Source organism: Pseudarthrobacter enclensis, assembly GCF_001457025.1.
GTDB classification, from domain to species: Bacteria; Actinomycetota; Actinomycetes; order Actinomycetales; family Micrococcaceae; genus Arthrobacter; species Arthrobacter enclensis.
The window spans coordinates 322250-346164 of the sequence record NZ_KQ758600.1; the positions used below are offsets into that span (position 1 = coordinate 322250).

18 protein-coding genes are annotated in these 23915 nt (G+C 67.3%); 12 read left to right on the top strand and 6 right to left on the bottom strand.

Translation table 11 applies throughout. The features are described 5' to 3' along the window. Positions 1-38 precede the first annotated feature (38 nt). Positions 39-590 carry a dihydrofolate reductase family protein gene (locus AS031_RS06090; protein WP_058267234.1) on the top strand — a complete coding sequence of 184 codons (552 nt, stop codon included), beginning with the start codon at positions 39-41 and terminating at the stop codon, positions 588-590. Between the two features lie 4 nt (positions 591-594). Here the strand turns inward: AS031_RS06090 and AS031_RS06095 are convergent, their stop codons facing one another. Beyond that, entirely contained in the window at positions 595-1062 is a 468-nt protein-coding gene (locus AS031_RS06095) for a hotdog fold thioesterase (protein WP_141688767.1), read from the bottom strand. Between the two features lie 184 nt (positions 1063-1246). On the opposite strand from AS031_RS06095, the gene polA reads away from it, so the two are divergent. The 3 genes from polA (at position 1247) to rpsA (ending at position 6975) form a co-directional block, all read left to right on the top strand. Further along, positions 1247-3889, top strand: a complete 2643-nt coding sequence (gene polA, locus AS031_RS06100) for a DNA polymerase I (RefSeq protein ID WP_058267235.1) — start codon at positions 1247-1249, stop codon at positions 3887-3889. A 74-nt stretch (positions 3890-3963) separates the two neighbouring features. Then, entirely contained in the window at positions 3964-5262 is a 1299-nt protein-coding gene (locus tag AS031_RS06105) for a GNAT family N-acetyltransferase (protein WP_141688768.1), read from the top strand. Between the two features lie 237 nt (positions 5263-5499). Beyond that, positions 5500-6975, top strand: a complete 1476-nt coding sequence (gene rpsA, locus AS031_RS06110; protein ID WP_058267236.1) for a 30S ribosomal protein S1 — start codon at positions 5500-5502, stop codon at positions 6973-6975. A gap of 196 nt (positions 6976-7171) precedes the next feature. On the opposite strand, the gene AS031_RS06115 is transcribed toward rpsA, so the two are convergent. Further along, positions 7172-7672, bottom strand: coding sequence for a GNAT family N-acetyltransferase (locus AS031_RS06115; RefSeq protein ID WP_058267237.1), 501 nt, complete (start codon positions 7670-7672; stop codon positions 7172-7174). Continuing rightward, entirely contained in the window at positions 7656-8345 is a 690-nt protein-coding gene (locus AS031_RS06120; protein WP_058267238.1) for an IMPACT family protein, read from the bottom strand. The genes AS031_RS06115 and AS031_RS06120 overlap by 17 nt, the downstream gene beginning before the upstream one ends. A gap of 112 nt (positions 8346-8457) precedes the next feature. On the opposite strand from AS031_RS06120, the gene coaE reads away from it, so the two are divergent. The 4 genes from coaE (at position 8458) to AS031_RS06140 (ending at position 14564) form a co-directional block, all read left to right on the top strand. Beyond that, positions 8458-9672, top strand: coding sequence for a dephospho-CoA kinase (gene coaE, locus AS031_RS06125; RefSeq protein WP_058267239.1), 1215 nt, complete (start codon positions 8458-8460; stop codon positions 9670-9672). A gap of 79 nt (positions 9673-9751) precedes the next feature. Further along, positions 9752-11866, top strand: coding sequence for an excinuclease ABC subunit UvrB (uvrB, locus tag AS031_RS06130; protein WP_058267240.1), 2115 nt, complete (start codon positions 9752-9754; stop codon positions 11864-11866). A gap of 202 nt (positions 11867-12068) precedes the next feature. Next, on the top strand, positions 12069-13097 hold the full coding sequence (locus AS031_RS06135; RefSeq protein ID WP_058267241.1) for a TerC family protein: 1029 nt from the start codon (positions 12069-12071) through the stop codon (positions 13095-13097). A gap of 138 nt (positions 13098-13235) precedes the next feature. Further along, the gene (locus tag AS031_RS06140; protein WP_058267242.1) at positions 13236-14564 is read left to right on the top strand and encodes an MFS transporter; all 1329 of its coding nucleotides are present in this window, start codon (positions 13236-13238) and stop codon (positions 14562-14564) included. Here the strand turns inward: AS031_RS06140 and AS031_RS06145 are convergent. Genes AS031_RS06145 through AS031_RS06155 form a run of 3 tightly spaced genes read right to left on the bottom strand, consistent with a single transcriptional unit; the run spans position 14550 to position 18937 of the window. Continuing rightward, entirely contained in the window at positions 14550-15869 is a 1320-nt protein-coding gene (locus tag AS031_RS06145; RefSeq protein WP_058267243.1) for an alpha/beta fold hydrolase, read from the bottom strand. The genes AS031_RS06140 and AS031_RS06145 overlap by 15 nt on opposite strands. After that, on the bottom strand, positions 15862-16380 hold the full coding sequence (locus AS031_RS06150) for a GNAT family N-acetyltransferase (RefSeq protein ID WP_058267244.1): 519 nt from the start codon (positions 16378-16380) through the stop codon (positions 15862-15864). Before AS031_RS06150 ends, AS031_RS06145 begins: the two co-directional genes overlap by 8 nt. A gap of 13 nt (positions 16381-16393) precedes the next feature. Next, positions 16394-18937: a DEAD/DEAH box helicase gene (locus tag AS031_RS06155; protein WP_058267245.1), complete on the bottom strand. Its 2544-nt coding sequence runs from the start codon at positions 18935-18937 to the stop codon at positions 16394-16396. A 104-nt stretch (positions 18938-19041) separates the two neighbouring features. On the opposite strand from AS031_RS06155, the gene AS031_RS06160 reads away from it, so the two are divergent. The 4 genes from AS031_RS06160 (at position 19042) to AS031_RS06175 (ending at position 23892) form a co-directional block, all read left to right on the top strand. Next, positions 19042-19821, top strand: coding sequence for a trans-aconitate 2-methyltransferase (locus tag AS031_RS06160; RefSeq protein ID WP_058267246.1), 780 nt, complete (start codon positions 19042-19044; stop codon positions 19819-19821). Positions 19822-19982: 161 nt separating this feature from the next. Beyond that, entirely contained in the window at positions 19983-21713 is a 1731-nt protein-coding gene (locus AS031_RS06165; RefSeq protein ID WP_169793866.1) for an ABC transporter ATP-binding protein, read from the top strand. Continuing rightward, positions 21710-23515: an ABC transporter ATP-binding protein gene (locus tag AS031_RS06170; RefSeq protein WP_058267248.1), complete on the top strand. Its 1806-nt coding sequence runs from the start codon at positions 21710-21712 to the stop codon at positions 23513-23515. The genes AS031_RS06165 and AS031_RS06170 overlap by 4 nt, the downstream gene beginning before the upstream one ends. Further along, positions 23512-23892, top strand: a complete 381-nt coding sequence (locus AS031_RS06175) for a GntR family transcriptional regulator (RefSeq protein ID WP_058267249.1) — start codon at positions 23512-23514, stop codon at positions 23890-23892. Before AS031_RS06170 ends, AS031_RS06175 begins: the two co-directional genes overlap by 4 nt. Positions 23893-23915 lie beyond the last annotated feature (23 nt).

Here is a 23915-nt window from a genome sequence, read left to right on the forward strand (position 1 = left end):
TGCTGTCCAGCCGTTGCGCGGTTGGCTAGGCTTGGCCCATGCCACGGATCCAGTACTACGTCGCCGCCTCCCTGGACGGCTTTATCGCCACCTCCGCCGACGACCTCGGCTGGCTCCTGCAGTTTGACGGCTTCGAAGGCGGCACCGAAAGCTACGAGGCGTTCATGGCCGGCGTCGGCTGCATCGTCATGGGCGGCGAAACCTATGCATGGCTGATGGCGCACGAACCCGGCCAATGGCCGTACCCGGGCACCCCGTGCTACGTCTTCACCCACCACGAGCACAGTGCGCCCCCGGGCGCCAACATCACGTTCGTCCGTGGACAGGTCACCGAATTCGTGGACGACTTCCGCAGCGACGCCGCCGGGAAGAACATCTGGGTGGTGGGCGGCGGGAACCTGGCCGCCCAGTTCGCCGCTGCCGGCCTGCTGGATGAGATCATCCTGTCCGTCATTCCCGTTGTCCTCGGCGACGGCAAACGCCTGCTGCCGGTCCAGGGCCCGACGCCGGCCCTTGAGTTGACTGCCTCGCGCACCCTGGGCAGGGGCGTGGTGGAACTGCGGTACCTCCTGGGCGGCAGCGCTTCCTGACCCGCTAGTCCCGGGCGTTGTCCCGGAGCATGTTGGTGATCCTCGCCGTGGACAGCCGGCGCCCCCCGCTGTCGGTCATGACAATCTCATGTGTGGTGAGCGTGCGGCCCAGGTGGATGGCCGTGCACGTGCCGGTGACCAGGCCCTGCGAAATCGACCGGTGGTGGGTGGCATTGACCTCGATTCCCACGGCGTGGCGTCCCGGGCCGGCGTGCATTCCCGCCGCGAAGGAGCCGAGGGTCTCCGCCAGCACCACGTGCGCGCCGCCGTGCAGGATCCCTGCCACCTGCGTGTTGCCCTCCACCGGCATGGTGGCCACCGTCCGTTCCGGGCTCATCTCCAGAAAACGGATTCCCATTTTCACCACCAAAGCACCGATGCCGTACCGTCCCAGCCATCCGTGCAGGTGGTCCGGGATGCCGGCGGCGGCCAGCTCCCCGGCATAGGGGCCCGGCGTGAAATTGTCCATCATGCCAACTAGGCTGGCACCTGTGAGTGAAACAACCAAACCGGCCCCTTTTCCATCCCCAGTTCTGCCGCAGGCCGCCGACCCCCGGGTGTCGGCACCCTCAGCCGGTGGGTCGGTTTCAGCCACTGACGCCCCCGTCGTCCCCATGACCGGCCAGCCTCGGCTGCTGGTCCTGGACGGCCACTCGATGGCCTTCCGCGCGTTCTTTGCCCTCCCGGCGGACAAGTTCTCCACTTCCAACGGGCAGCACACCAACGCCATTCACGGCTTCACGTCCATGCTGATCAACCTGATCAAGGAACAGCAGCCCACGCACATCGCCGTCGCCTTCGACGTCTCGGATGAATCCACGCACCGGAAGGCCGAGTACAGCGAATACAAGGGCGGCCGGAACGAGACGCCGCGCGAGATGAGCGGCCAGATCGACCTCATCGCCCAGGTGATGGAAGCCTGGGGCATCAAGACCATCAAGATGCCCGGCTACGAGGCCGACGATATCCTCGCCACCCTCGCCGCCATGGGCGAGAAGGCTGGCTTCGAGGTCCTGCTGGTCTCGGGCGACCGGGACGCCTTCCAGCTCGTCACGGACAACGTCTTCGTCCTGTACCCGAAAAAGGGCGTCAGCGACATCCCCCGGATGGACGCCGCCGCCATCGAAGCCAAGTACTTCGTCCCCCCGTCCCGGTACTCCGACCTCGCCGCACTCGTGGGCGAAACGGCAGACAACCTCCCCGGTGTTCCCGGCGTGGGCCCCAAGACGGCGGCCAAATGGATCAACCTCTACGGCGGCCTCGAAGGGGTCCTGGAGCACCTCGACTCCATCGGCGGCAAGGTGGGCGACGCCCTCCGGGAGAACGTGGAGAACGTCAAGCGCAACCGCCGCCTGAACCAGCTGCACACTGACCTTGAACTGCCGGTCACGCTGGAGGACCTGCATGAGCCCCGCCCGGACCAGGCGGCGCTTGAGGACCTGTTTGACCAGTTGGAATTCAAAACCATCCGCAGCCGGCTCTTCGCCCTGTATGGCGACGCCGACGCACCGGCTGCCGAACGGGAAACCATCGAAGCGCCTGCCTTCACCACCCCGGCCACTGCCGCTGAGCTGGCCGCGTTCCTGGCCGGGGGAGAAGGCCTACGGTCCGCCCTCGCCGTGGACCTGGTACCCGGCCGGATCGGGGAGGACGCCGCCGGCGTGGCGATCGTCCGGGCCGGCGCCGCCGCCTACATCGACCTCGCTACACAGGACGCCGACGCCGAAAACGTGCTGGCGGGGTGGCTGCGGGACCCCGGGGCGGCCAAGGTGCTGCACGGGTACAAGGCGGCTCTCAAAGCGCTCACCGCCCGCGGGCTCGACCTTGAAGGCGTCGTGGACGACACCGCCATCTCGGGCTACCTCATCCAGCCTGACCGCCGCACCTACGAGCTGGCCGAGCTGGCCCAGCACCACCTCAACGTCGGCATCCCCGCAGCCACCGCGAAGGCCGGCCAGCTGGAGCTGTCCTTCGACGGTGACGACGCAGCCGCAGCCGGGGCACTCGTCCAGGCTGCCGCCGTCGTGCTCGCGCTCAGCCGGTTCTTCGAGACGGAACTGAAGGACCGCCGCGCCGAGGAGCTGCTGTCCACCCTGGAACTGCCCGTCAGCCGGGTCCTGGCGGACATGGAACTGGCGGGTATCGCCGTGGACATGGACCGCATGGACGAGCAACTCGCGGACCTTGCCCGGGTCATCGACCAGGCCCAGGAACAGGCCTTCGCCGCGATCGGGCACGAGGTCAACCTTGGCTCTCCCAAACAGCTGCAGACTGTGCTCTTCGAGGAGCTGCAGCTGCCCAAGACCAAGAAGATCAAGTCCGGCTACACCACAGACGCCGCGTCCCTCAAGAATCTCCTCGAGAAGACCGGGCACGAGTTCCTGGTCCAGCTGATGGCGCACCGCGAAGCGGCCAAACTGCGGCAGATGATCGAGTCGCTGAAGAAGTCCGTGGCGGAGGACGGCAGGATCCACACCACCTATGCGCAGAACGTTGCAGCGACCGGCCGGATCTCCTCCAACAACCCCAACCTGCAGAACATCCCCATCCGCAGTGAGGAAGGCCGCCGGGTCCGCGGGATCTTCGTGGTCAGCGACGGCTACGAGTGCCTGCTCTCCGCCGACTACTCGCAGATCGAGATGCGGATCATGGCCCACCTGTCAGGCGACGAGGGCCTGATCCAGGCCTACCGTGACGGCGAGGACCTGCACCGGTTCGTCGGCTCGAACATCTTCCACGTGCCCACCGACCAGGTCACCAGCGCCATGCGTTCGAAGGTCAAAGCCATGTCCTACGGCCTGGCCTACGGACTGACGTCCTTCGGCCTGTCCAAGCAGCTGGAAATCTCCGTGGACGAGGCCCGCACCCTGATGAAGGACTACTTCGACAGGTTCGGCGCCGTCCGCGACTACCTTCGCGGCGTGGTGGACCAGGCACGCGTGGACGGCTACACGTCCACCATCGAGGGCCGCCGCCGCTACCTGCCGGACCTCACCAGCACCGACCGGCAGCTGCGCGAAAACGCCGAACGCATCGCCCTCAACAGCCCCATCCAGGGCTCGGCGGCTGACATCATCAAGCGCGCCATGCTGGGCGTGCATGCCGAACTGCAGTCCCAGGGCCTGAAGTCGCGGATGCTGCTGCAGGTCCACGACGAACTGGTCCTCGAAGTCGCCGCCGGGGAGCGGGCGGCCGTGGAGAAACTGGTGACCGAGCAGATGGCTGCCGCGGCCGACCTGAGCGTTCCGCTGGAAGTCCAGATCGGCGTCGGGCCCAGCTGGTACGACGCCGGACACTGACAACCTGGCCCCGGGCTGCTCCCGGGCGTGTCTGTGCTGGTCAGGCGCCGGATGTTTTGGCTAGGCTCTCAGCTGTGGCTGATCTGAGCGGAAACTATGACATCCGGCGCTTCCCCGCCGTCTCCCAGGGCAAAGCCGGGTATGCGGAGGCCGAAACCTGGGCCAAGGCCGTAGGGTTCGGTTTCCACGAATCCACCCGGACGCCGGAACACCGGGCACGGTCCCTGGCCACCTATGAGGTGGACGGCCGGATCTTCACCGGGGCCTACCAAACGGGTGAGGTGGCGCCGTCGTCGCTGCCGGCCGACGTCCCCGTGGCCACGTTCGGCACCCTCCGCAAAACCCTCAACATCGGTTTCGGCCGGATGCTGGAGGCCCAGCTGGTCACCGCGGTGACCGTGCGGACCTCGCACCGGCGGCGCGGGCTGCTGCGGCGGATGATGACCGAGGACCTGCAGGCCGCCAAGGACGACGGGATCGCGGTAGCCGCGCTCACCGCCTCCGAGGGCACCATCTACGGCCGCTTCGGCTACGGCGTGGCCAGCCTGGAACGGTCCGTCAAGGTGGACACGACGGCCAGGTTCAGGCTGCTGCACCAGCCCACCGGGACCGTTGAGGTCGCCGAACCCAAGGTGCTCCTGGACGTCGCGCCGGCTGTCTTCGACCGCGTCCACCGGCATACCCCGGGCTCCGTCGGCCGCCAGGAGTTCTACCGCCAGATGGCCTCCGGCGAGCTGGGCCGTGACGGCAAGGAGGACCCCGCCATCAAGGCGACACTGCATTACGGTCCGGACGGCGGCATCGACGGCTACGTGTCCTACAAGTTCCTCGGCTGGGACACCGAGCCTTACACCGTGGAAGTGGTCGATCTCGTGGCCGCCACCGACTCCGCGTACCTTGAGCTTTGGCAGTACCTCGCGGCGATCGACCTCGTGGACCGCGTCTCCTGGCCCGAGGCTCCCGTGGATGATCCCCTCGCCTGGGCACTGGCCGACCCGCGCTGCATCGACGCCTCCGACAGCAGGGACATGCTCTGGGTGCGGATCCTCGATGTGCCCGCGGCACTGGAGGCCCGGCACTACCCGGCAGACGGCAGCCTGGTCCTCAGCGTGACGGACCCCCTCGGACTCACCGGCGGAACCTTCCGGCTGGAGATCAATGGCGGGCAGGCCGCCGTCGAACCCGTCCCCGCGGGGACCCCCGCCGACCTCGAGCTGGACGTGTCCGCCTTGTCGTCCATCTATTTGGGCGGAGTGTGTCCGGTGACCCTGCGGGCGGCCGGAAAGATCAGGGAACTGGCCTCCGGATCCGCGCTGCGCGCCCGGCAGATGTTTGCCGTGGAGCGGGCAACCCACTGCCTGACGCACTTCTGAGGGACGCCTGGATTGCTGGTTTTGACCCCGTGTTGGGGCTGCGACTAGAATAAACGGGCGTGTACCACGTGCACGCTTCTGCGGTGATAAAACACGGCAGTAAGAACTACACCAATCCACAAAATCAGGATGACCCGGGGAATCCAACGGATTTGCCGAGAATCGCGCCTGCGTTCCACGACGCGGGCGCGCCGGTTTGCCTGACCGACTAACTATCCACAACGGAGCCCCTACTACATGACCATCACCTCCACCGAGAAGCCCGGTACCCCGCAGGTCGCCATCAACGACATCGGTACCGCTGAGGACTTCCTCGCAGCAGTCGACGCGACCATCAAGTACTTTAACGACGGAGACCTCGTCGAAGGTACCGTCGTCAAGGTCGACCGCGATGAAGTCCTGCTCGACATCGGTTACAAGACCGAAGGTGTCATCCCCTCCCGCGAGCTTTCCATCAAGCACGACGTTGACCCCGGAGAAGTTGTCTCCGTCGGCGATCAGGTCGAAGCCCTGGTGCTCACCAAGGAAGACAAAGAAGGCCGTCTGATCCTCTCCAAGAAGCGTGCTCAGTACGAGCGTGCCTGGGGCGACATCGAGAAGGTCAAGGAAGAAGACGGTGTTGTCACCGGTACCGTCATCGAGGTTGTCAAGGGTGGTCTTATCCTCGACATCGGCCTGCGCGGCTTCCTGCCCGCATCCCTCGTCGAGATGCGCCGTGTGCGCGACCTGGCTCCGTACATCGGCCAGCAGATCGAAGCCAAGATCATCGAACTGGACAAGAACCGCAACAACGTGGTCCTGTCCCGCCGTGCATGGCTCGAGCAGACCCAGTCCGAGGTCCGCTCCACCTTCCTCAACAAGCTGGAAAAGGGCCAGGTCCGTCCCGGCGTCGTTTCCTCCATCGTCAACTTCGGTGCCTTCGTGGACCTGGGCGGCGTAGACGGCCTGGTTCACGTTTCCGAGCTGTCCTGGAAGCACATCGACCACCCGTCCGAGGTTGTCGAGGTTGGCCAGGAAGTCACCGTCGAGGTCCTCGAAGTGGATCTGGACCGCGAGCGTGTCTCCCTGTCGCTCAAGGCTACGCAGGAAGATCCGTGGCAGACCTTCGCCCGCACCCACGCCCTGGGCCAGGTTGTTCCGGGTAAGGTCACCAAGCTCGTTCCGTTCGGTGCGTTCGTCCGCGTCGAAGACGGCATCGAAGGCCTCGTCCACATCTCCGAGCTGGCTGTCCGCCACGTGGAACTGGCCGAGCAGGTTGTGTCCGTTGGCGACGAACTGTTCGTCAAGGTCATCGACATCGACCTCGAACGCCGCCGCATCTCGCTGTCCCTCAAGCAGGCCAACGAGGGCGTCGACGCCGACAGCACCGAATTCGATCCTGCTCTGTACGGCATGGCCGCAGAGTACGACGAAGAGGGCAACTACAAGTACCCCGAGGGCTTCGACCCCGAGTCCAACGAATGGCTCGAAGGCTACGAAGCGCAGCGCGCCGCATGGGAGCAGCAGTACGCTGACGCCCAGGCACGTTGGGAATCCCACAAGAAGCAGGTTGCCCAGCACGCTGCCGACGACGCTGCCGCAGCGACGTCCGGTGACGGCGACTCCGGCGCCACCAGCTACTCCTCCGAGCCCGCTTCCACCGACTCCGGTGCAGGCACCCTGGCATCGGATGAGGCTCTTGCCGCACTGCGCGAGAAGCTGACCGGCAACTAATTGCCACCGGCCCGGGTCCTCCGGGCCGACAAGCAGCAGACCCCCTGCCCTTCCGGCAGGGGGTCTGCTGCTTTAAGGTCGATGCCCCGGCCCAAAGGCCTGGTTTTTGGCTGCCCGAAACGGAAAGTTCCCTACTGTGCACCGGGGCGCAGGCCGCCCGGTGCGCATAAATGACGCATTCCGGTCGGCCGGGCGGTCAGAGTTCGACGACGGCGAGCACCGTACCGTCGTCGTCATGCGCCAGGGCCGCCCCGGCGGACGCCAGAAGCCGCTGGGCACTTCCGTTGGCGGCCAGGGTGCGGGCAGTGACGCGGCGCAGGCCCGCGCGGCGTGCTTCCGCGAGGACCAGGTCCAGCGCTGCTGCGCCGATCCCGCGGGAGCGGAAGCTGCGGCCCAGCCAGATGCCGGTTTCCGCCGTGGGAACATCCGCGCCGGCATCCCGCTTAAGCCGGATCGATCCGGCCGGTTCGCTGCCGCTGAAGACAGCCCAGGACTTCTCACCGGCCGGGCCGTCGAGTCCGGCGGCGGCCGCATGGTGGTAGCCGAAGAACCAGGCCGTGCGCTCAAGGTTCCAGCCAGGGCCGCCGAGCGGGGGAGCGACCTCGTCCGGGGACGCGTCGCGCTTGGCCAGTTCCAGGAGCTGGTCCGCCATGGCGTCATCAACGTCATGCAGGGTTACCTCAGGCGAGGACTTCATCGACCCATTCCGTTCCTTCGGGGACAAGGCTGGCAGCACCGGCGGTGAGCTGCAGGATTCGTTCGGCCGCGGCGGCAACAGCGTCGGCGTCATCGGGCACGGCGATCCGCAGCACTGTGTGCCGGTCCCGGTACTCGGGGCCGGCCATCACCATACCCGCGGACCGCAGGTCGTTCTCCAGCCGTCCCGCTGCCGCGTGCGCCACCGCCGCCGAGCAGATCCGCAGCCGGCTGCGGCGCACCATGGGGGCCTGGTCCAGGGACGCAGAGATGGATTCCGAGTAGGCCCGCACCAGGCCGCCCGCTCCGAGGAGGACGCCGCCGAAGTAGCGGACGACGACGGCGCTGACGTCGCTGAGGTCCGTCACCCCGGGCCCGGTTTCCCTTTTCAGGAGGGCCTCAAGCATGGGGACGCCGGCCGTCCCGGAGGGTTCGCCGTCGTCGCTGGAACGCTGGATGGTCCGGTCCGGCCCGAGCACGAACGCCGAGCAGTGATGACGGGCATCATGGAACTCGCGGCGCAGGCCTGCCACCAGGTCCCGGGCCTCCTCCTCGGTGCCTGCCCGGCGGAGCACCGTGATGAACCGGGAGCGCTTGATCTCCAGTTCGTGCCGGTAATCCGTCCCGGGCGCCAGGGTTGTGTAGGCCGTGGCCCGGCTGTCGTTATCCTGCACTCGGCAAGTCTAAGGGCTGCCGGCCGGCCCCGCGGCGACGCCCGGTCCGCGGTGACCTGGGCTGGGCCTGCCGCAGCGGGGTCAAGGGGAGTCCGGCGCGTAGGGTGGGAGGGTGCTGAAGATCGGATTGACGGGCGGTATCGCCTCGGGGAAGTCAGTGGTTGCCGCCCGCCTGAGGGAACGCGGCGCCGTGCTCGTCGACGCCGACGCCCTGGCCAGGGAGGTGGTGGAGCCCGGCACCGACGGCCTGGCCCGGATTGTCGCGGAGTTCGGCGCCGGGATGCTCGACGCCGAAGGCCGGCTTGACCGGCCCAGGCTCGGCGAAGCGGTGTTCGGCAACAAGGACCGGCTCGCCGTGCTGAACGGAATCGTCCATCCGCTGGTCCGTGCCCGAGCCGCGGCCATGACTGCCGCGGCCGCCGCTGACGCCGTGGTGGTCCAGGACATCCCCCTGCTGGTGGAAACCGGCCAGGGGAGCAGCTTCCACCTCGTCGTCGTCGTGGACGCCCCGGACGACATCCGGCTGCAGCGCATGCTGGAGCACCGGAACATGGACGCCGACGCCGCCCGCGCCCGGATGGCTGCACAGGCGGCGCGCGAAGTGCGGCTGGCCGCTGCCGACGTCGTCCTTGACAACTCAGGGTCCCTGCAGCAGCTGCTGGACCAGGTGGACCGGCTGTGGGACTCCCGCCTGGTGCCGTTCGCACGGAACCTGGCCGCGGGAACCCGTGCGCCGCGGTCCGGGGGCCCGGTGCTGGAGGCCCACCGGCCGGAATGGGCCCGGGAAGCAGCCAGGCTGGCCGCGCGGATCACGGCGGCCGCGCCGGAACTCGTCCTGGCCGTCGACCATGTCGGTTCCACGTCCGTCCCCGGGCTCGCCGCCAAGGACGTCATCGACCTGCAGGTTGCGGTGCGGGACCTCGACGCCGCGGACCGGCTTGCCCCGCTCCTGGCCGCAGCAGGATTCCCGGCAGTCCGCGGCGTGGAACAGGACACCCCGAAGCCGGACGATCCGGACCAGTCCGCGTGGCTGAAGCGGTTCCACGCCAACGCCGATCCCGGACGCCCCGTCAACGTCCACGTGAGGGCTGCAGGATCTGCCGGATGGCGGTACGCCCTGATGTTCAGGGACTGGCTGCGGGACGACTCCGAAGCGCGGGGCCGCTATGGAGACCACAAGCTGGCCCTGGCCGGCCGCTTCGCCGGTTCGCCAGGCACCCGGGACTACGCGGAGGCCAAGGAGCCCTGGTTCACGGACGTCGCGTGGCCCCTGATGGCCGCCTGGGCCGCGGCAACCGGGTGGGAACCGCCGTCGTACGCTTCCTGACGCCCCACGCGCACCGGCCGGTGTTCGCCCGTAACGGACTCGGCGGTCCGGTGTCAGTGGCCGGTTGTAGATTAGATGCATGAGCCTTGCGCAGGATATCAACCGTGTTGTCGCTCCCTTCGAAGTCATCAGCGAGTTCAAGCCCGCCGGTGACCAGCCCACGGCCATCGCGGAACTGACTGAACGCATCAACAACGGCGAAAAGGACGTGGTGCTGCTCGGAGCCACCGGTACGGGCAAGAGCGCCACCACCGCCTGGCTCATCGAACAGGTGCAGCGCCCCACCCTGGTGATGGTGCAGAACAAGACCCTCGCCGCCCAGCTGGCGAACGAGTTCCGGGAACTCCTGCCCAACAACGCGGTGGAATACTTCGTCTCCTACTACGACTACTACCAGCCCGAAGCCTACGTGGCGCAGACGGACACCTTCATCGAGAAGGATTCCTCCATTAACGAGGAAGTCGAACGGCTCCGCCACTCCGCCACCAACGCGCTGCTGACCCGGCGCGATGTCATCGTGGTGGCCACGGTGTCCTGCATCTACGGCCTGGGAACCCCGGAGGAATACATTTCCGGCATGGTCACCCTGCGAAAGGGTGCCGAAATGAACCGGGACGACCTCCTCCGCAAGTTCGTCTCCATGCAGTACGCCCGCAACGACGTCGACTTCCACCGCGGCACGTTCCGGGTGCGGGGCGATACCGTGGAAATCATTCCGATGTACGAGGAACTGGCCATCCGGATCGAGTTCTTCGGCGATGAGATCGAGAACATTTACACGCTCCATCCGCTCACCGGCGAGGTCATCCGCGACGAGGAAGAGATGTACGTCTTCCCGGCCTCGCACTACGTGGCCGGCCCGGAACGGATGGCGCGGGCCATCAAGCGAATCGAGGACGAACTGGCGGACCGGCTGAAGGTGCTGGAAAGCCAGAACAAACTCGTTGAAGCTCAGCGCCTGCGGATGCGCACCACGTACGACCTCGAAATGATGCAGCAGATGGGTTTCTGCAACGGCATCGAGAACTACTCGGCGCACATCGACGGGCGGGGGCCGGGCACCGCACCCCACTGCCTTTTGGATTACTTCCCGGATGACTTCCTGCTGGTGGTGGACGAGTCCCACGTGACCATTCCGCAGATCGGCGCCATGTACGAAGGTGACATGTCCCGCAAACGGAACCTGGTGGACTTCGGCTTCCGCCTGCCGTCCGCCATGGACAACCGGCCCCTGAAATGGGACGAGTTCCTGGAGCGCATCGGCCAGACCGTCTACCTTTCCGCCACCCCCGGCAAGTATGAGCTGGGCAAGGCCGACGGCTTCGTTCAGCAGATCATCCGTCCCACTGGCCTGGTGGATCCCGAGGTGGTGGTCAAGCCCACCAAGGGGCAGATCGATGACCTCCTGGGCGAGATCAAGACCCGGGTGGAGAAGGACGAACGCGTCCTGGTGACCACGCTGACCAAACGCATGGCGGAGGACCTCACCGACTACCTGCTGGGCCACGGCGTGAAAGTCGAATACCTGCACTCCGACGTCGACACCCTGCGGCGCGTGGAGCTCCTGCGTGAGCTGCGGTTGGGATCCTTCGACGTCCTGGTGGGCATCAACCTGCTCCGTGAAGGACTCGACCTTCCCGAAGTGTCCCTGGTCAGCATCCTGGATGCGGACAAGGAAGGCTTCCTGCGTTCCTCCACTTCGCTCATCCAGACCATCGGACGTGCCGCACGCAACGTCTCCGGCCAGGTGCACATGTACGCGGACCGGATCACGGACTCGATGGCGAACGCCATCGACGAAACCAACCGGCGCCGCGCCATCCAGGTGGCGTACAACGAGGAACATGGCGTCGATCCCCAGCCGCTCCGGAAGAAGATCGCCGACATCACGGACCAGTTGGCCAAGGAAGATGCCGACACCGACGCCCTGCTGGGCAGCTTCGACTACGGCAAGGGCAAGCGCGGCATCACCGGAGCCACCAAGCCCGGTGCCAGGAAGGGCGCCGCGCAGGTCCGTTCCGACGGGCTGGCCGCGGCGCCGGCCGAGGACCTGGTGGGCCTGATCGAGCAGCTCACGGAGCAGATGCACGGGGCGGCGGCGGAACTCCAGTTCGAGGTCGCCGCACGGATCCGGGACGAGGTCTCCGAACTGAAGAAGGAACTGCGGCAGATGCAGTCGGCCGGGCACGCCTGACACATACGTCACCGGGCGGTCGCGTCCGGCCGGGCTGCGGTACAGTTAACGTCACGTAGGGGAGTATCCCAAGCGCTACGATCGTCAACACGCAGGGCATGGTTGCCCGGCCGGGCGTAGCGGGCCGCCACATCAGCACCAAGTGCACAGGCAGGCCGGAGAGACTTACACCGCTTCTCTGTGCCCCGCGAAAGGTTTACCTGTGCTCGAATTGCCCTTGTGGTTCGAGGTCGGCTCTTTTGTCGTCCTCGGACTGATCCTCCTGATCGACCTCCTCCTGGTGGTCCGACGCCCGCACGAGCCCTCCATGAAGGAGGCAGGCCTGTGGGTGGCGTTCTACGTCACCCTGGCACTGCTGTTCGCCGGCGCCATGTTCGTCTTCGCCGGACATGAGTACGGCGGCCAGTTCGTGGCGGGCTGGGTCACGGAGTACAGCCTCAGCATCGACAACCTGTTCGTCTTCATCATCATCATGGCCCGGTTCTCCGTGCCCCGTAAGTACCAGCAGGAAGTGCTGATGGTGGGCATCATCATCGCGCTGGTCCTTCGCGGCATCTTCATCCTGCTCGGCGCCATCGTGATCGAGCAGTTCAGCTGGGTGTTCTACATCTTCGGCGCGTTCCTGCTGTGGACCGCATGGAAGCAGGCCCAGGACGAGGGTGAAGACGAAGAGGACCGGGAGAACCCGCTGATCGCCAGGATCCGCAAGGTCATCCCCATGTCGGAGAAGTTCGACGAAGGCAAGCTGCGCACCACCGTGAACGGCAAGCGGGTCTTCACCCCCATGCTGATCGTCTTCATCACCATCGGCCTAACGGACCTGCTGTTCGCCGTCGACTCGATCCCCGCCATCTTCGGCCTCACCCAGAGCCCCTTCATCGTGTTCACCGCCAACCTGTTCGCCCTGATGGGCCTGCGCCAGCTGTACTTCCTCCTCGGCGGCCTGATGAACCGGCTGGTCTACCTCAAGCACGCACTGTCCTTCATCCTGGCGTTCATCGGCGTCAAGCTGGTCCTGCACGCCATGCACGTCAACGAGCTGCCCTTCATCAACGGCGGCAAGCACATCGAGTGGGCCCCTGAAATCCCCACGTTCGTGTCGCTGGCGGTCATTGTCGGCACCATCATCATCGCCGTGGTCGCCAGCCTCCTCAGCTCCAAGGCCAAGGAAGCCCACCTGGACCCCCGTCTCGAAGAGGACGTCCGCAAGAGCCACAGCGAAGTCGAGTAGCAGTCTCCACTGCCGCCCGGCACGTGGATCAGCAGTCCCGGCCCGTTCCCACGCGGCCGGGACTGCTGCGTTTCGGGTGCTGCGGGCTGGGGCCCGCCGCCCCTGCCCTCCGCCGTGCTGCAGGACTATCCTCAAGACATGGCCCCTACGATGATGACGGAGCAGGACGTCCGGCGGGTGCAGCGGCGCACGGTGGCGCTGCTCGGGACCGCCCAGGTTTTCGGCGGCATCGGAACAGGCGCCACCGTTTCCATCGGCTCCATCCTCGCCGTCGATCTTTCCGGCTCCAACGCCTGGGCCGGAGCCGTGGCCACCGTCATGACCCTGGGGGCAGCCCTCGCTGCCATCCCCCTGGCATCGCTGGCTGACCGCCGGGGACGCAGGGCGGGCCAGGTCACCGGGATGCTGGCAGCCTTTGCCGGTGCGGTACTGATGGTGCTCTCAGTCGTGCTGGCGGCCTTCCCGCTCCTCGTCCTGGGTGCCGCAGGCATTGGTGCCGGAACCGCCGCGAACCTGCAGGCCCGGTTCGCCGCCGTCGACCTCGCTGAAGCCGAGCACCGCGGCCGGGCGCTGGCCACCGTCGTGTGGGCCGTGACGCTCGGCGCCGTCGCCGGCCCAAACCTGATCCAGCCCGGCGCGGCGGTCGGACTGGCGCTGGGCCTGCCGGCGGTAGCCGGACCGTTCGTCATCTCGGGCGCGGGGCTGCTGATCGCCGTCATCCTGGTCTTCGCAGGCCTCAGGCCGGATCCCCTGCTGCTTGCGCGGGAGCTGGCCGCCCGGACCACGGCCGGGGACAGTGCCATGCCCGGCGCGGCTCCCGGCGGCAGGCTGCGCAGGGGACTGCGGGCCATCCGGGCGTCCAGGCCCGCGGTCCTGGCCGTCAGCGCAATCGTTGGGGCCCACGCCGTCATGGTGGGGGTCATGTCCATGACGCCGGTGCATTTACAGCACCTGGTCGAAGGGCCGGGCGCGTCCCACGCCGGCCACGCTGCCGAGGGCGGGGTCCTGGTGATCATTGGTTTCACCATTTCCCTGCACATCGCCGGCATGTTCGCCCTGTCGCCGGTGATGGGATGGCTGACGGACAAAGCCGGCAGGACGGAAACCATCATGCTCGGCTTCGCCGTCCTGATCGCGGGAGTCGCCGTCGCCGGCTTCGGGGAGGACTCCACGACCGCCGTCGCGGTGGGCCTGGTGCTGCTGGGACTGGGCTGGTCCGCCTCGACGGTCGCCGGCTCCACCCTGCTGGCCGAAAGCGTCGGCCAGGACGCCCGGGTGGCGGTCCAGGGCGTCTCCGACATGCTGATGGGCGCCGCCGGAGCGATCGGTGGGGCCGCCTCCGGCCTGGTGCTGAGCGGGACCGGTTACTTTGGCCTCAACATGCTGGCAGCCGCCGTCGCCGCCGGCGTCCTTGCCGCCGCCTCCGTCACCACCATCTCCGCGCGACGCAGGTCAGCGGCGGCCTGACCTGGCCATGCCCAGGAGCCTGGCAAAGATCCCCTCGCCGTCGTCGGCGATGCCGTCGTGGTGGAAGTCGCCGGTCTCCCACACCTGCAGGCCGCGGACGGCGGACGCTGTCTCCAAAGACAGCTTCCGGTCCACGTAGATATCGTCCGCGTAGACAGCGGCCGCCGCCGGGACCCGGTTGCGGGCCAGCCGCGCCATGTCGTAGAGCGGCTTCCAGTCGCTCTTGGCCGCCAGCAGGCCGGCAACGTCCCGCAGGGGCTGCAGCGCAGGGTCCTGTTCGAAGTACCAGGGGTAGACCATCTCGCCGGTCAGGAGCAGCGGCGTGGCATCGGGCCGGAATTCGGGGTACTCGTCCAGTACCCGCCACGCTGCCCAGTCCGTGGCCTGGCCCTGCCCGTAGATGGACTCGTGCATCAGGGCGTACAGCGGGTTGGAGCGGCGTGAGGCAACTCCCTGCATCTGGTCCAGGAAGCTGTCCGAGAGCCGGGGCCCGCCGGGGGTTTCAACGAACGCATCTTCCAGGAGGTAGTGCAGGCTGTCCACCCGGGTGTTGCCGCCCAGGAAGGCTCCCGCCATCTGGAAGCGTTCCACGGTGAGGGGGCTGCCGTCCGGAAGCTGTTCAGCGGTTGCGCGCAGGTGACCGGCAATGCGCTCGACGATCTCCCGGTCCTCCGGGTACCACGAAAAGTATTCGGCGTTCCGGGCCGCCACCCGCTGGAACGTTGCGCGGTACACGTCGTCCGCGGGGCCCGTCAGGGGCGCCAGGCCCCCGGTGATCAGCACCTCGCGGAGGGCTTCCGGGGCAAAGGACAGGTAGGTCAGTGCGCAGAACCCGCCATAGCTTTGGCCGTAGATGGTCCAGTAGGGGATGCCCAGGGCCTTGCGGATCAGTTCGGCGTCGGCAACGATCGAATCCGCGCGGAAGTGTTCCAAGTAGGCAGCCTGGTCCCGCGCCGTGCCCCGCAGCGGCAAAGTGTTCCGGTCGGCAGGGGTGGACAGGCCGGTGCCACGCTGGTCCAGCATCAGGATCCGGAAGTCTTTGGCCGCTGCCTTGCTCCAGCCGCCCAGGGAGCCGAACCTGTTCCCGCGGCCGCCCGGGCCACCCTGCAGGAACAGCAGCCAGGGAAGGTTTTCCGCTTCCTCCGGCGTGTGCCCGGCAGCCACATACTCCCGCGCGAACACGGTGATGGTTTCCGCGTCCCGGCCCGCGGCCGAGTGGTCAAGGGGCACGGTGAAGTAATGTTCCACGGTGCGCATGCCCCGGAACTCGTGGCGGGCGTGGATCCGGTGTACTGCCTCAGCCATGGGCTGCTGCGGGGACGGATCGGCCGTGCCGGGCTGTGCCCCCGAAGTCCTGCAGCGCCTCGCCGGCCAGCCGGAAGGTGGACCAGCCGTCCATGGGGCGTGCCCCGAGTTTGCGGTAGAAGTTGATGGAGGGTTCGTTCCAGTCCAGCACGCTCCACTCCACCCGGGTGTATCCGTTCCGTACTGCAATCCCCGCAAGGTGCTGCAGCAATGCCTTGCCGTGCCCCTCGCCGCGTGCCTCAGGCCGCACGTAAAGGTCCTCGAGGTAGATTCCGTGGACGCCTTCCCAGGTGGAGTAGTTGAGGAACCAGAGCGCGAAGCCCTGCACCTCGCCGGCCGCGTTTTCCGCCATGGCCGCATACACCCGGGGGTTGTCACCGAACAGCACCCCGTGCAGCATCTCCGGCGTGTTCCGGACCGCGTCCGGCTCCTTTTCGTAGTGCGCCAGTTCGTGGATCATCCGGAGGATCCCGGGGACGTCATGCTCGGTTGCGGGGCGGATTACACTCATGGTCCGAGCTTACCTAAAGCCGGTTGACGGCCGTGACGCGCAGGACTGCCGTGCCTGTTTCGTCTGATCCGTCCAGGTCCACCTCCGCGGAGATGCCCCAGTCGTTGTTGCCCGCCGGGTCGTCGAAGATCTGCCGGACCCGCCAGAGGCCCTTTTCCTCGGTGATGATCAGCAGGTTGGGCCCGCGGGCGTCCGGTCCGGTGCCAATGTCGTCATGCTCGTCGAAGTAGGCGTCCAGGGCGTCTTCCCAGCGGTCGGCATCCCAGCCGGAGCCGGCGTCCAGTTCGCCCAGGGCGGCGCTGTCCTCGTCGGCGAACAGTTCCACCCGGCGGAACATTTCGTTGCGGACCATCACCCGGAAGGCGCGGATGTTGGACGTCAGCGACGGCGGGGGAGGCGGCGGTGCGTCGTGCGGGGTCGGCATGGCCCCGGACGCGAGTTCCTCCCACTCATCCAGCAGGCTGGAGTCCACCTGCCGCACCAGTTCGCCCAGCCAGGCAACGAGGTCCTCCAGGTCATCGCGGAGCAGGTCCTGCGGGACGGTCTGGCGCAACGCCTTGAAGGCATCAGCGAGGTACCGCAATACAATGCCTTCGGAGCGGGCCAGCCCGTAGAACTGGACGAACTCGCCGAAGTTCATGGCGCGCTCGTACATGTCGCGGACCACGGACTTGGGGGCGAGTTCGAAGTCGCCCACCCAGGGTGCCGCCTTGCGGTATACCTCAAAGCCCTCCGCCAGGATCCCCGCCAGCGGCTGGGGGTAGCTCACGTCCTCCAGCATGGCCATCCGCTGGTCATACTCGATGCCGTCGGCCTTCATGGCGGCCACGGCCTCGCCGCGGGCCTTCTTCTGCTGCGCCGACAGGATCTGGCGCGGCTTTTCCAGCGTCGCCTCGATCACGGACACAACGTCAAGGGCGTACGACGGCGACTCCGGGTCCAGGAGCTCCAGCGCCGCGAGCGCAAAGGGGGAGAGCGGCTGGTTCAGCGCGAAGTTGGGCTGGAGGTGGACCGTCAGCCGGACCGTCCGGCCGTCCTGGCCCCGTTCGGCCTCGGGGATGCGTTCGACCACTTCCGCTGCCAGCAGTTCCCGGTAGATTCCCAGCGCCTTCTTCATCAGCCGCAGTTGTGCAGGGCGGGTTTCGTGGTTCTCCGTGAGGAGCCGGCGGGCAGCGGCGAAGGGGTCGCCGGGGCGTTCCATCAGGTTCATCAGCATGGCGTGGGTGACGGTGAAGCTGGACGCCAACGGATCCGGCACCGACTCCACGAGGCGCCGGTAGGTGGGCTCACCCCAGGACACGAATCCTTCCGGTGGCTTCTTCTTCACCACCTGCCGCAGCTTCTTCTGGTCGTCGCCGAACTTGGCTTTTGCCTTCGCCATGGCCCGGACATTCTCGGTGACGTGCTCCGGCGCCTGCACCACCACGGTCCCGGCGGTGTCGTACCCGGCCCGTCCCGCCCGCCCTGCAATCTGGTGGAACTCACGGGAGTTGAGCAGCCGGGTGCGGACGCCGTCGTACTTGCTCAGTGCCGTGAGCAGGACGGTGCGGATGGGCACATTGATGCCCACACCCAACGTGTCGGTGCCGCAGATGACTTTCAGCAGGCCGGCCTGCGCCAGTTGCTCCACCAGGCGGCGGTACTTGGGCAGCATGCCGGCGTGGTGCACGCCGATGCCGTGGCGGACCAGGCGGTTGAGGGTCTTGCCGAAACCGGCGGCGAAACGGAAGTTCGCGATCAGTTCGGCGATCCTGTCTTTTTCCTCACGCGTGCACACATTGATGCTCATGAGCGTCTGGGCGCGGTCGATCGCTTCGATCTGGCTGAAATGCACCACATACACCGGGACCTGCCTGGTGCTCAGCAGCTCCTCAAGGGTCTCGTGGACCGGCGTCTCGTGGTAGTAGAAGTGCAACGGGATGGGGCGTTCGGCCGAGCTGACGGTCGTGGTGGGACGCCCGGTCAGGTCCGTCAGCCCCTTCTCGAACCGGGTCACGTCGCCCAGGGTCGCGGACATCAGCAGGAACTGGGCCTGGGGCAGTTCCAGGAGCGGAACCTGCCACGCCCAGCCGCGCTGCGGGTCCGAATAGAAATGGAACTCGTCCATGACCACGGCGCCGAGGTCTGCTGCGGCGCCCTCGCGGAGTGCGGTGTTCGCCAGGATCTCCGCCGTGCAGCAGATGATCGGCGCGTCCTGGTTGACGCCGGAGTCGCCCGTGATCATGCCCACGTTCTCAGCCCCGAAAATGTCGCAGAGGGCAAAGAACTTCTCGGACACCAGCGCCTTGATCGGTGCGGTGTAGTAGCTGCGCCGCCCTTGGGCCATGGCCTGGAAATGGGCCGCGACGGCAACCAGGGACTTGCCGGAGCCGGTGGGGGTGGCGAGGATGACGTTGGCGCCCGTCGCCAGCTCCATGATGGCCTCGTCCTGCGCCGGGTACAGCGACAGTCCGCGGGCTTCGGTCCATTCCAGGAAGCGCGTGTACAGCTCGTCGGGGTCGACGGCGGACGAAGCGCCAGGTGCGGACAGGTGGGACAGCTGGTCAACGAGTTTCATTGGTTTCCAGCTTAGTGCCACGCTGCGGGCACGGTCCGCGGACGCCCGCGGTGCGGCTAGGCTTCCCCGTAGCAGGGTGGCCGGCGGAGCAGGGAGATGCAGGGATGAAATGGGATCCGGTGAAGTACGTGGAGTTCGGGGACTACAGGAACCGGCCGTTCTTCGACCTGACCGGCAGGGTGCGGGCGGAACGGCCCCGCCAGGTGGTGGACCTTGGCTGCGGCCCCGGGAACCTGACCGCGACCCTTGCCGGCCGGTGGCCCGGCGCGCAGGTGACCGGTGTCGATTCCTCGGCCCACATGCTGGCCACGGCAGCGGAGGTTGCCGCCGGGACGCAGAACCTCGGCTTCGAGCAGGCCGACATCCGCGGGTGGATGCCCGCTGAAGCCACCGACGTCGTGGTCAGCAACGCGGCGCTGCAGTGGGTGCCGGGACACCAGGAGCTGATGCGCACCTGGCTGGCAGCGCTGCAGCCCGGCGCTTGGTTTGCCATGCAGGTCCCCGGAAACTTCAACGCCCCGTCCCATCAGCTGATGCGTGAGCTTGCCGGGTCGCCGCGGTGGGCCGCCACGCTCGACGGCGTCCTGCGGGGAGGTGAGTCGGTCGCCGAACCGGCGGAATACCTGGAGATCCTGCTGGACGCCGGCTGTGCCGCCGACGCTTGGGAAACCACCTACCAGCAGGTGCTCCCCGGCGGGGACCCGGTCCTGGAGTGGGTGCGCGGCACCGCACTGCGGCCCGTCCTGGCTGTGCTGTCGCCGGAGGAGGGTGCGGCGTTTGAAGCGGAATACGCAGCAGCGCTCCGGGCGGCCTACCCCCGCGGCCGGCACGGCACCGTGTTTCCTTTCCGCAGGATTTTCGCGGTGGGCCGCAAGGCAGGCTGACTGGCTGTTCCCGCGGCCGCACGGATCCACGGTCCTGTCATGTCCTTGACAGCGGCAGAAAGTGATCTGGCTTACAATGACGGAGTGGCTTTGGGGGAGAAGCCGGCGTCAGGCCCCAACGGCCCCCGATCGAAACTGGAGGTGCGTTGCTGATTGGTCTGATGAGGCGGCTGCTCTCCGACCAGAAGGGCGCCGTCACCGCCGTCGTCTTCCTGCAACTGGTCCAGGCAGCTGCCAACCTGTTGCTGCCCACCGTCAACGCAGCAATCATCGATGACGGCATCGTCCCCGGGAACACCGGAGTGATCTCCCGCCTTGGTGTGGTGATGGCGTGCATCGCTGCCGTCCAGGCGGCCGCAGCGATCGGAGCCGGGTATCTCGGCGCCGTGGTGGCCATGCGGATCGGGCAGCGGCTCCGGGCGGACATCTTCAACCGGATCCAGTCCCTGTCCTCGCTGGAAGTGGCGCGCTTCGGCACGCAGACCCTGACCACCCGGGCCACCAATGACACCCAGCAGGTCCAGTCCTTCGCCCTCCTGGTGCTGACCATGCTCGTGGCCGGGCCTGCCATGGGCATCGGCGGCATCATCCTGGCCCTGCAGCAGGACGTGGCACTGTCCGCCGTCGTCATCGTCATCGTCCCACTGCTCGTGCTCATCATGGCCCTCATTGTCCGCCGGCTGATCCCGCTCTACCGCGACGGGCAGGAGCTGCTGGACAGGGCCGGGGGAATCCTGCGGGAACAGATCATCGGGGCCAACGTCATCCGGGCGTTCGTCCGGCAGGACCATGAGATGGACCGCTTTGCTCGGGCCAATTCCGGCCTGACGGCCAACAACCTGCAGTCCGCCCTGCTCGTGGCGGGAATGCTGCCCCTGATCATGCTGGTGGTGAACCTTTCCTCGGTGGCGGTGGTCTGGTTCGGCGGGCACCGGATCCAAGCGGGGGAGATGAACCTGGGCGCGCTGACCGCCTTCATCGCCTACATCCTGCAGATCCTGTTGGCCATCATGATGTCGATGTACGTGCTCATGACCGCTCCCCGCGCGGCCGTATGCGCGGAGCGGATTTCCGAGGTGCTGGATACCGTCCCGTCCGTGACGCACTCCGCTGCGGCCTCCGGAGCCGGGACGGCGCCTTCCGCAGGCACGGGCCACGTGGAGTTCCGGGACGTGGAGTTCGCCTATCCCGGAGCGGAGGAGCCAGTGCTCTCCGGCATCAGCTTCACCGCAGCCGCCGGCACGACGACTGCCATCGTAGGGTCCACCGGGAGCGGAAAATCCACGCTTTTGAACCTTGTTCCCCGGTTCCTCGACTCCACGCACGGCGACATCTTCCTGGACGGCGTCAACGTCCGCGACCTGCCGCTGGACGTCCTGCGCAACAGCATGTCCATTGTGCCGCAGCATTCGCACCTCTTCACCGGCAGCATTGCGGACAACCTGCGGATGGCCTCACCCGGCGCCTCGGACCAGGAACTCTGGGAGGCGCTGGAGGCCGCCCAGACCATGCGCTTCATGCGCGACCTGCCGCTGGGCCTGGCAACTCCCGTTGGCCAGGGCGGCACCAACTTCTCCGGCGGGCAGCGGCAGCGGCTGTGCATCGCCCGGGCCCTGCTGCGCCGGGCACCGCTGTATCTCTTCGACGACAGTTTCTCGGCCCTTGACTACGACACGGACACCAGGCTCCGCCGGGCGCTGGATACGAGGCTTGCCGCAGCCACCAGGATCATCGTGGCCGAGCGCATCGCCGCCGTGGAGGACGCCCACCTGATCCTCGTGCTCGACGGCGGCCGGCTCGTGGCCCAGGGAACGCACCATGCGCTGCTGGAATCGTCGCCGACCTACCGCGAAATCGCCGAGTCGCAGCTGGCTTTGGACGGGCCACAATGACCGCCATGGCCGAAACGGAAACAGAATCCGCAGGGTTCTGGCGGACCGGCGGACGGTTACTGGGCCTGCTGCGCCCGTTCCGCACGCTCATGCTGGGCGCCGTGGCCGCCACCTGCGCTTTTGCCGGGCTGAACGTTGCTGCTCCGAAGCTTCTCGGCGACGCCACCGACGTCGTCGTGGAGGGCGTCATGCGGGGAAGCCTGGACCAGGAGATGCTCGGCCTGCTGCTCGCCGCTGTGGCGGTGATGTACGTGTTCACCTCGCTGTTCAACTGGATCCAGGGAGCGTTGACCGCGCGCTCGGTCCAGGGCCTGATGTTCGGCCTCCGCAGCTCCGTCGAGGAAAAACTGCACAGGCTCCCGGCCACCTACTTCCGCGAGCGTTCCCGCGGCGACGTGCTCAGCCGTGCCACCAACGACATCGACAACATCTCCCAGGCCCTGAACCAGCTGCTGACCCAGCTGATCATGTCGGTCCTGATGCTCTGCGGCTCGCTGGCCATGATGCTGTGGATCTCGCCGCTGCTCGCCTGCATCGCCATCGCATCCGTTCCGCTGTCCATGGGCGTCACCGTCCTCGTCGCCCGCCGGTCGCAGGAGCACTTCGCCCGGCAATGGACCGAAACGGGGGAGTTGAACTCCCACGCGGAGGAGTTCATCAGCGGCCACGAGGTGATCAAGGCGTTCGGGCAACAACCGCACGCTGCAGAAGTGTTTGCCGCGAGCAACGACCGGCTGGCCCGCGCCGCCACCAAGGCACAGTATTCCGCCGGGGTGGTGCAGCCCCTGATGGTGCTGATGGCTAACCTGAACTACATCGCCGTTGCCGTGGTGGGCGCCCTGCAGGTAATTGCCGGCGCCATGACCATCGGCGGGATCCAGGCCTTCATCCAGTTCAGCCGGCTGTTCACGCAGCCGGTCGGCCAGATCGGCGGCCTGCTGAACCTGATCCAGTCCTGCGCGGCGTCAGCCGAGCGGGTTTTTGCCCTCCTTGACGCCGAGGAAGACGCCGATACGGGAGTCCGGGACGCCCCCGCGGGAGGGCGGATCGTCTTCGACGACGTCACCTTCGGGTATCCCGGGGCGGCCCCTGCTGTCCGGAACCTTTCCTTCACCGTCGAACCCGGTCAGACCGTGGCCGTGGTGGGCCATACCGGAGCGGGGAAAACCACGGTGGTCAACCTCCTGATGCGCTTCTACGAGCCCGGCTCCGGACGGATCACCATGGGCGGCACCGACATTGCGGAGGTGCGGCGCGATCAGCTGCGGCGACAGTTCGGCGTGGTGCTCCAGGATGCCTGGCTGTTCGGCGGAACCATCCGGGACAACATCGCCTACGGCCTTCCCGGAGCCACCGACGAGGACATTGTGGCGGCCGCAGAGGCCAGCTACGTGGACCGGTTCGTCAGGTCCCTGCCGGAGGGCTACGGCACCTTCCTGGAAAACGGCGGCGAGCCCCTCAGTCAGGGACAGCGGCAGCTCATCACCATCGCCCGGGCCCAGCTGGCCCGGCGGGCCGTGCTGATCCTGGATGAAGCCACCAGCTCCGTGGATTCCCGGACGGAACTGCTCATCCGGCAGGCCACCAGCCGGCTCCGGAAAGGCCGGACCAGCTTCGTGATCGCCCACCGTTTGTCCACCGTCCGGAACGCTGATCTAATTCTCGTCATGGACCACGGACGCATCGTCGAGCAGGGAACCCACCAGGGACTGCTCGCGGCCAACAGCTTCTACACGAGGCTTTACAACGCCCAGTTCGCTGCCGCCCCGGGACGTGAACGGACCATCGAGGCCGGCCTGTGAACACCGGGCCTGACTTTCCCGGCACCTGGAAGCCCAACCCCGGCAGCACCGTGGCCCTCTTCGAGCAACTGCGGCTCCAGGTGATCCACCAGGTGGACAACGGCACCTTGCCCCCCGGCGCCAGGCTCCCCGCCGTCCGCGCCCTGGCCGGCCTGCTGGACGTGGCACCGCACACCGTGGCACGGGCCTACAAGGAACTGGAAGCCGCCGGCGTCGTCGCAACCCGTGGCCGCAACGGCACCGTGGTGTGCGCCCCCGATGAACGCCTCGGCGGGCTCTCCGCCGCTGCCGCCGCCTATGCCCGGACCGCAAAGGCCCAGGGAGCAACCTTCGCCGAGGCCGTCAAGCTGCTGGCAGCCGCCTACGATGTTCCCTGAGGGCGGAACCGCGCGAGTTCGAA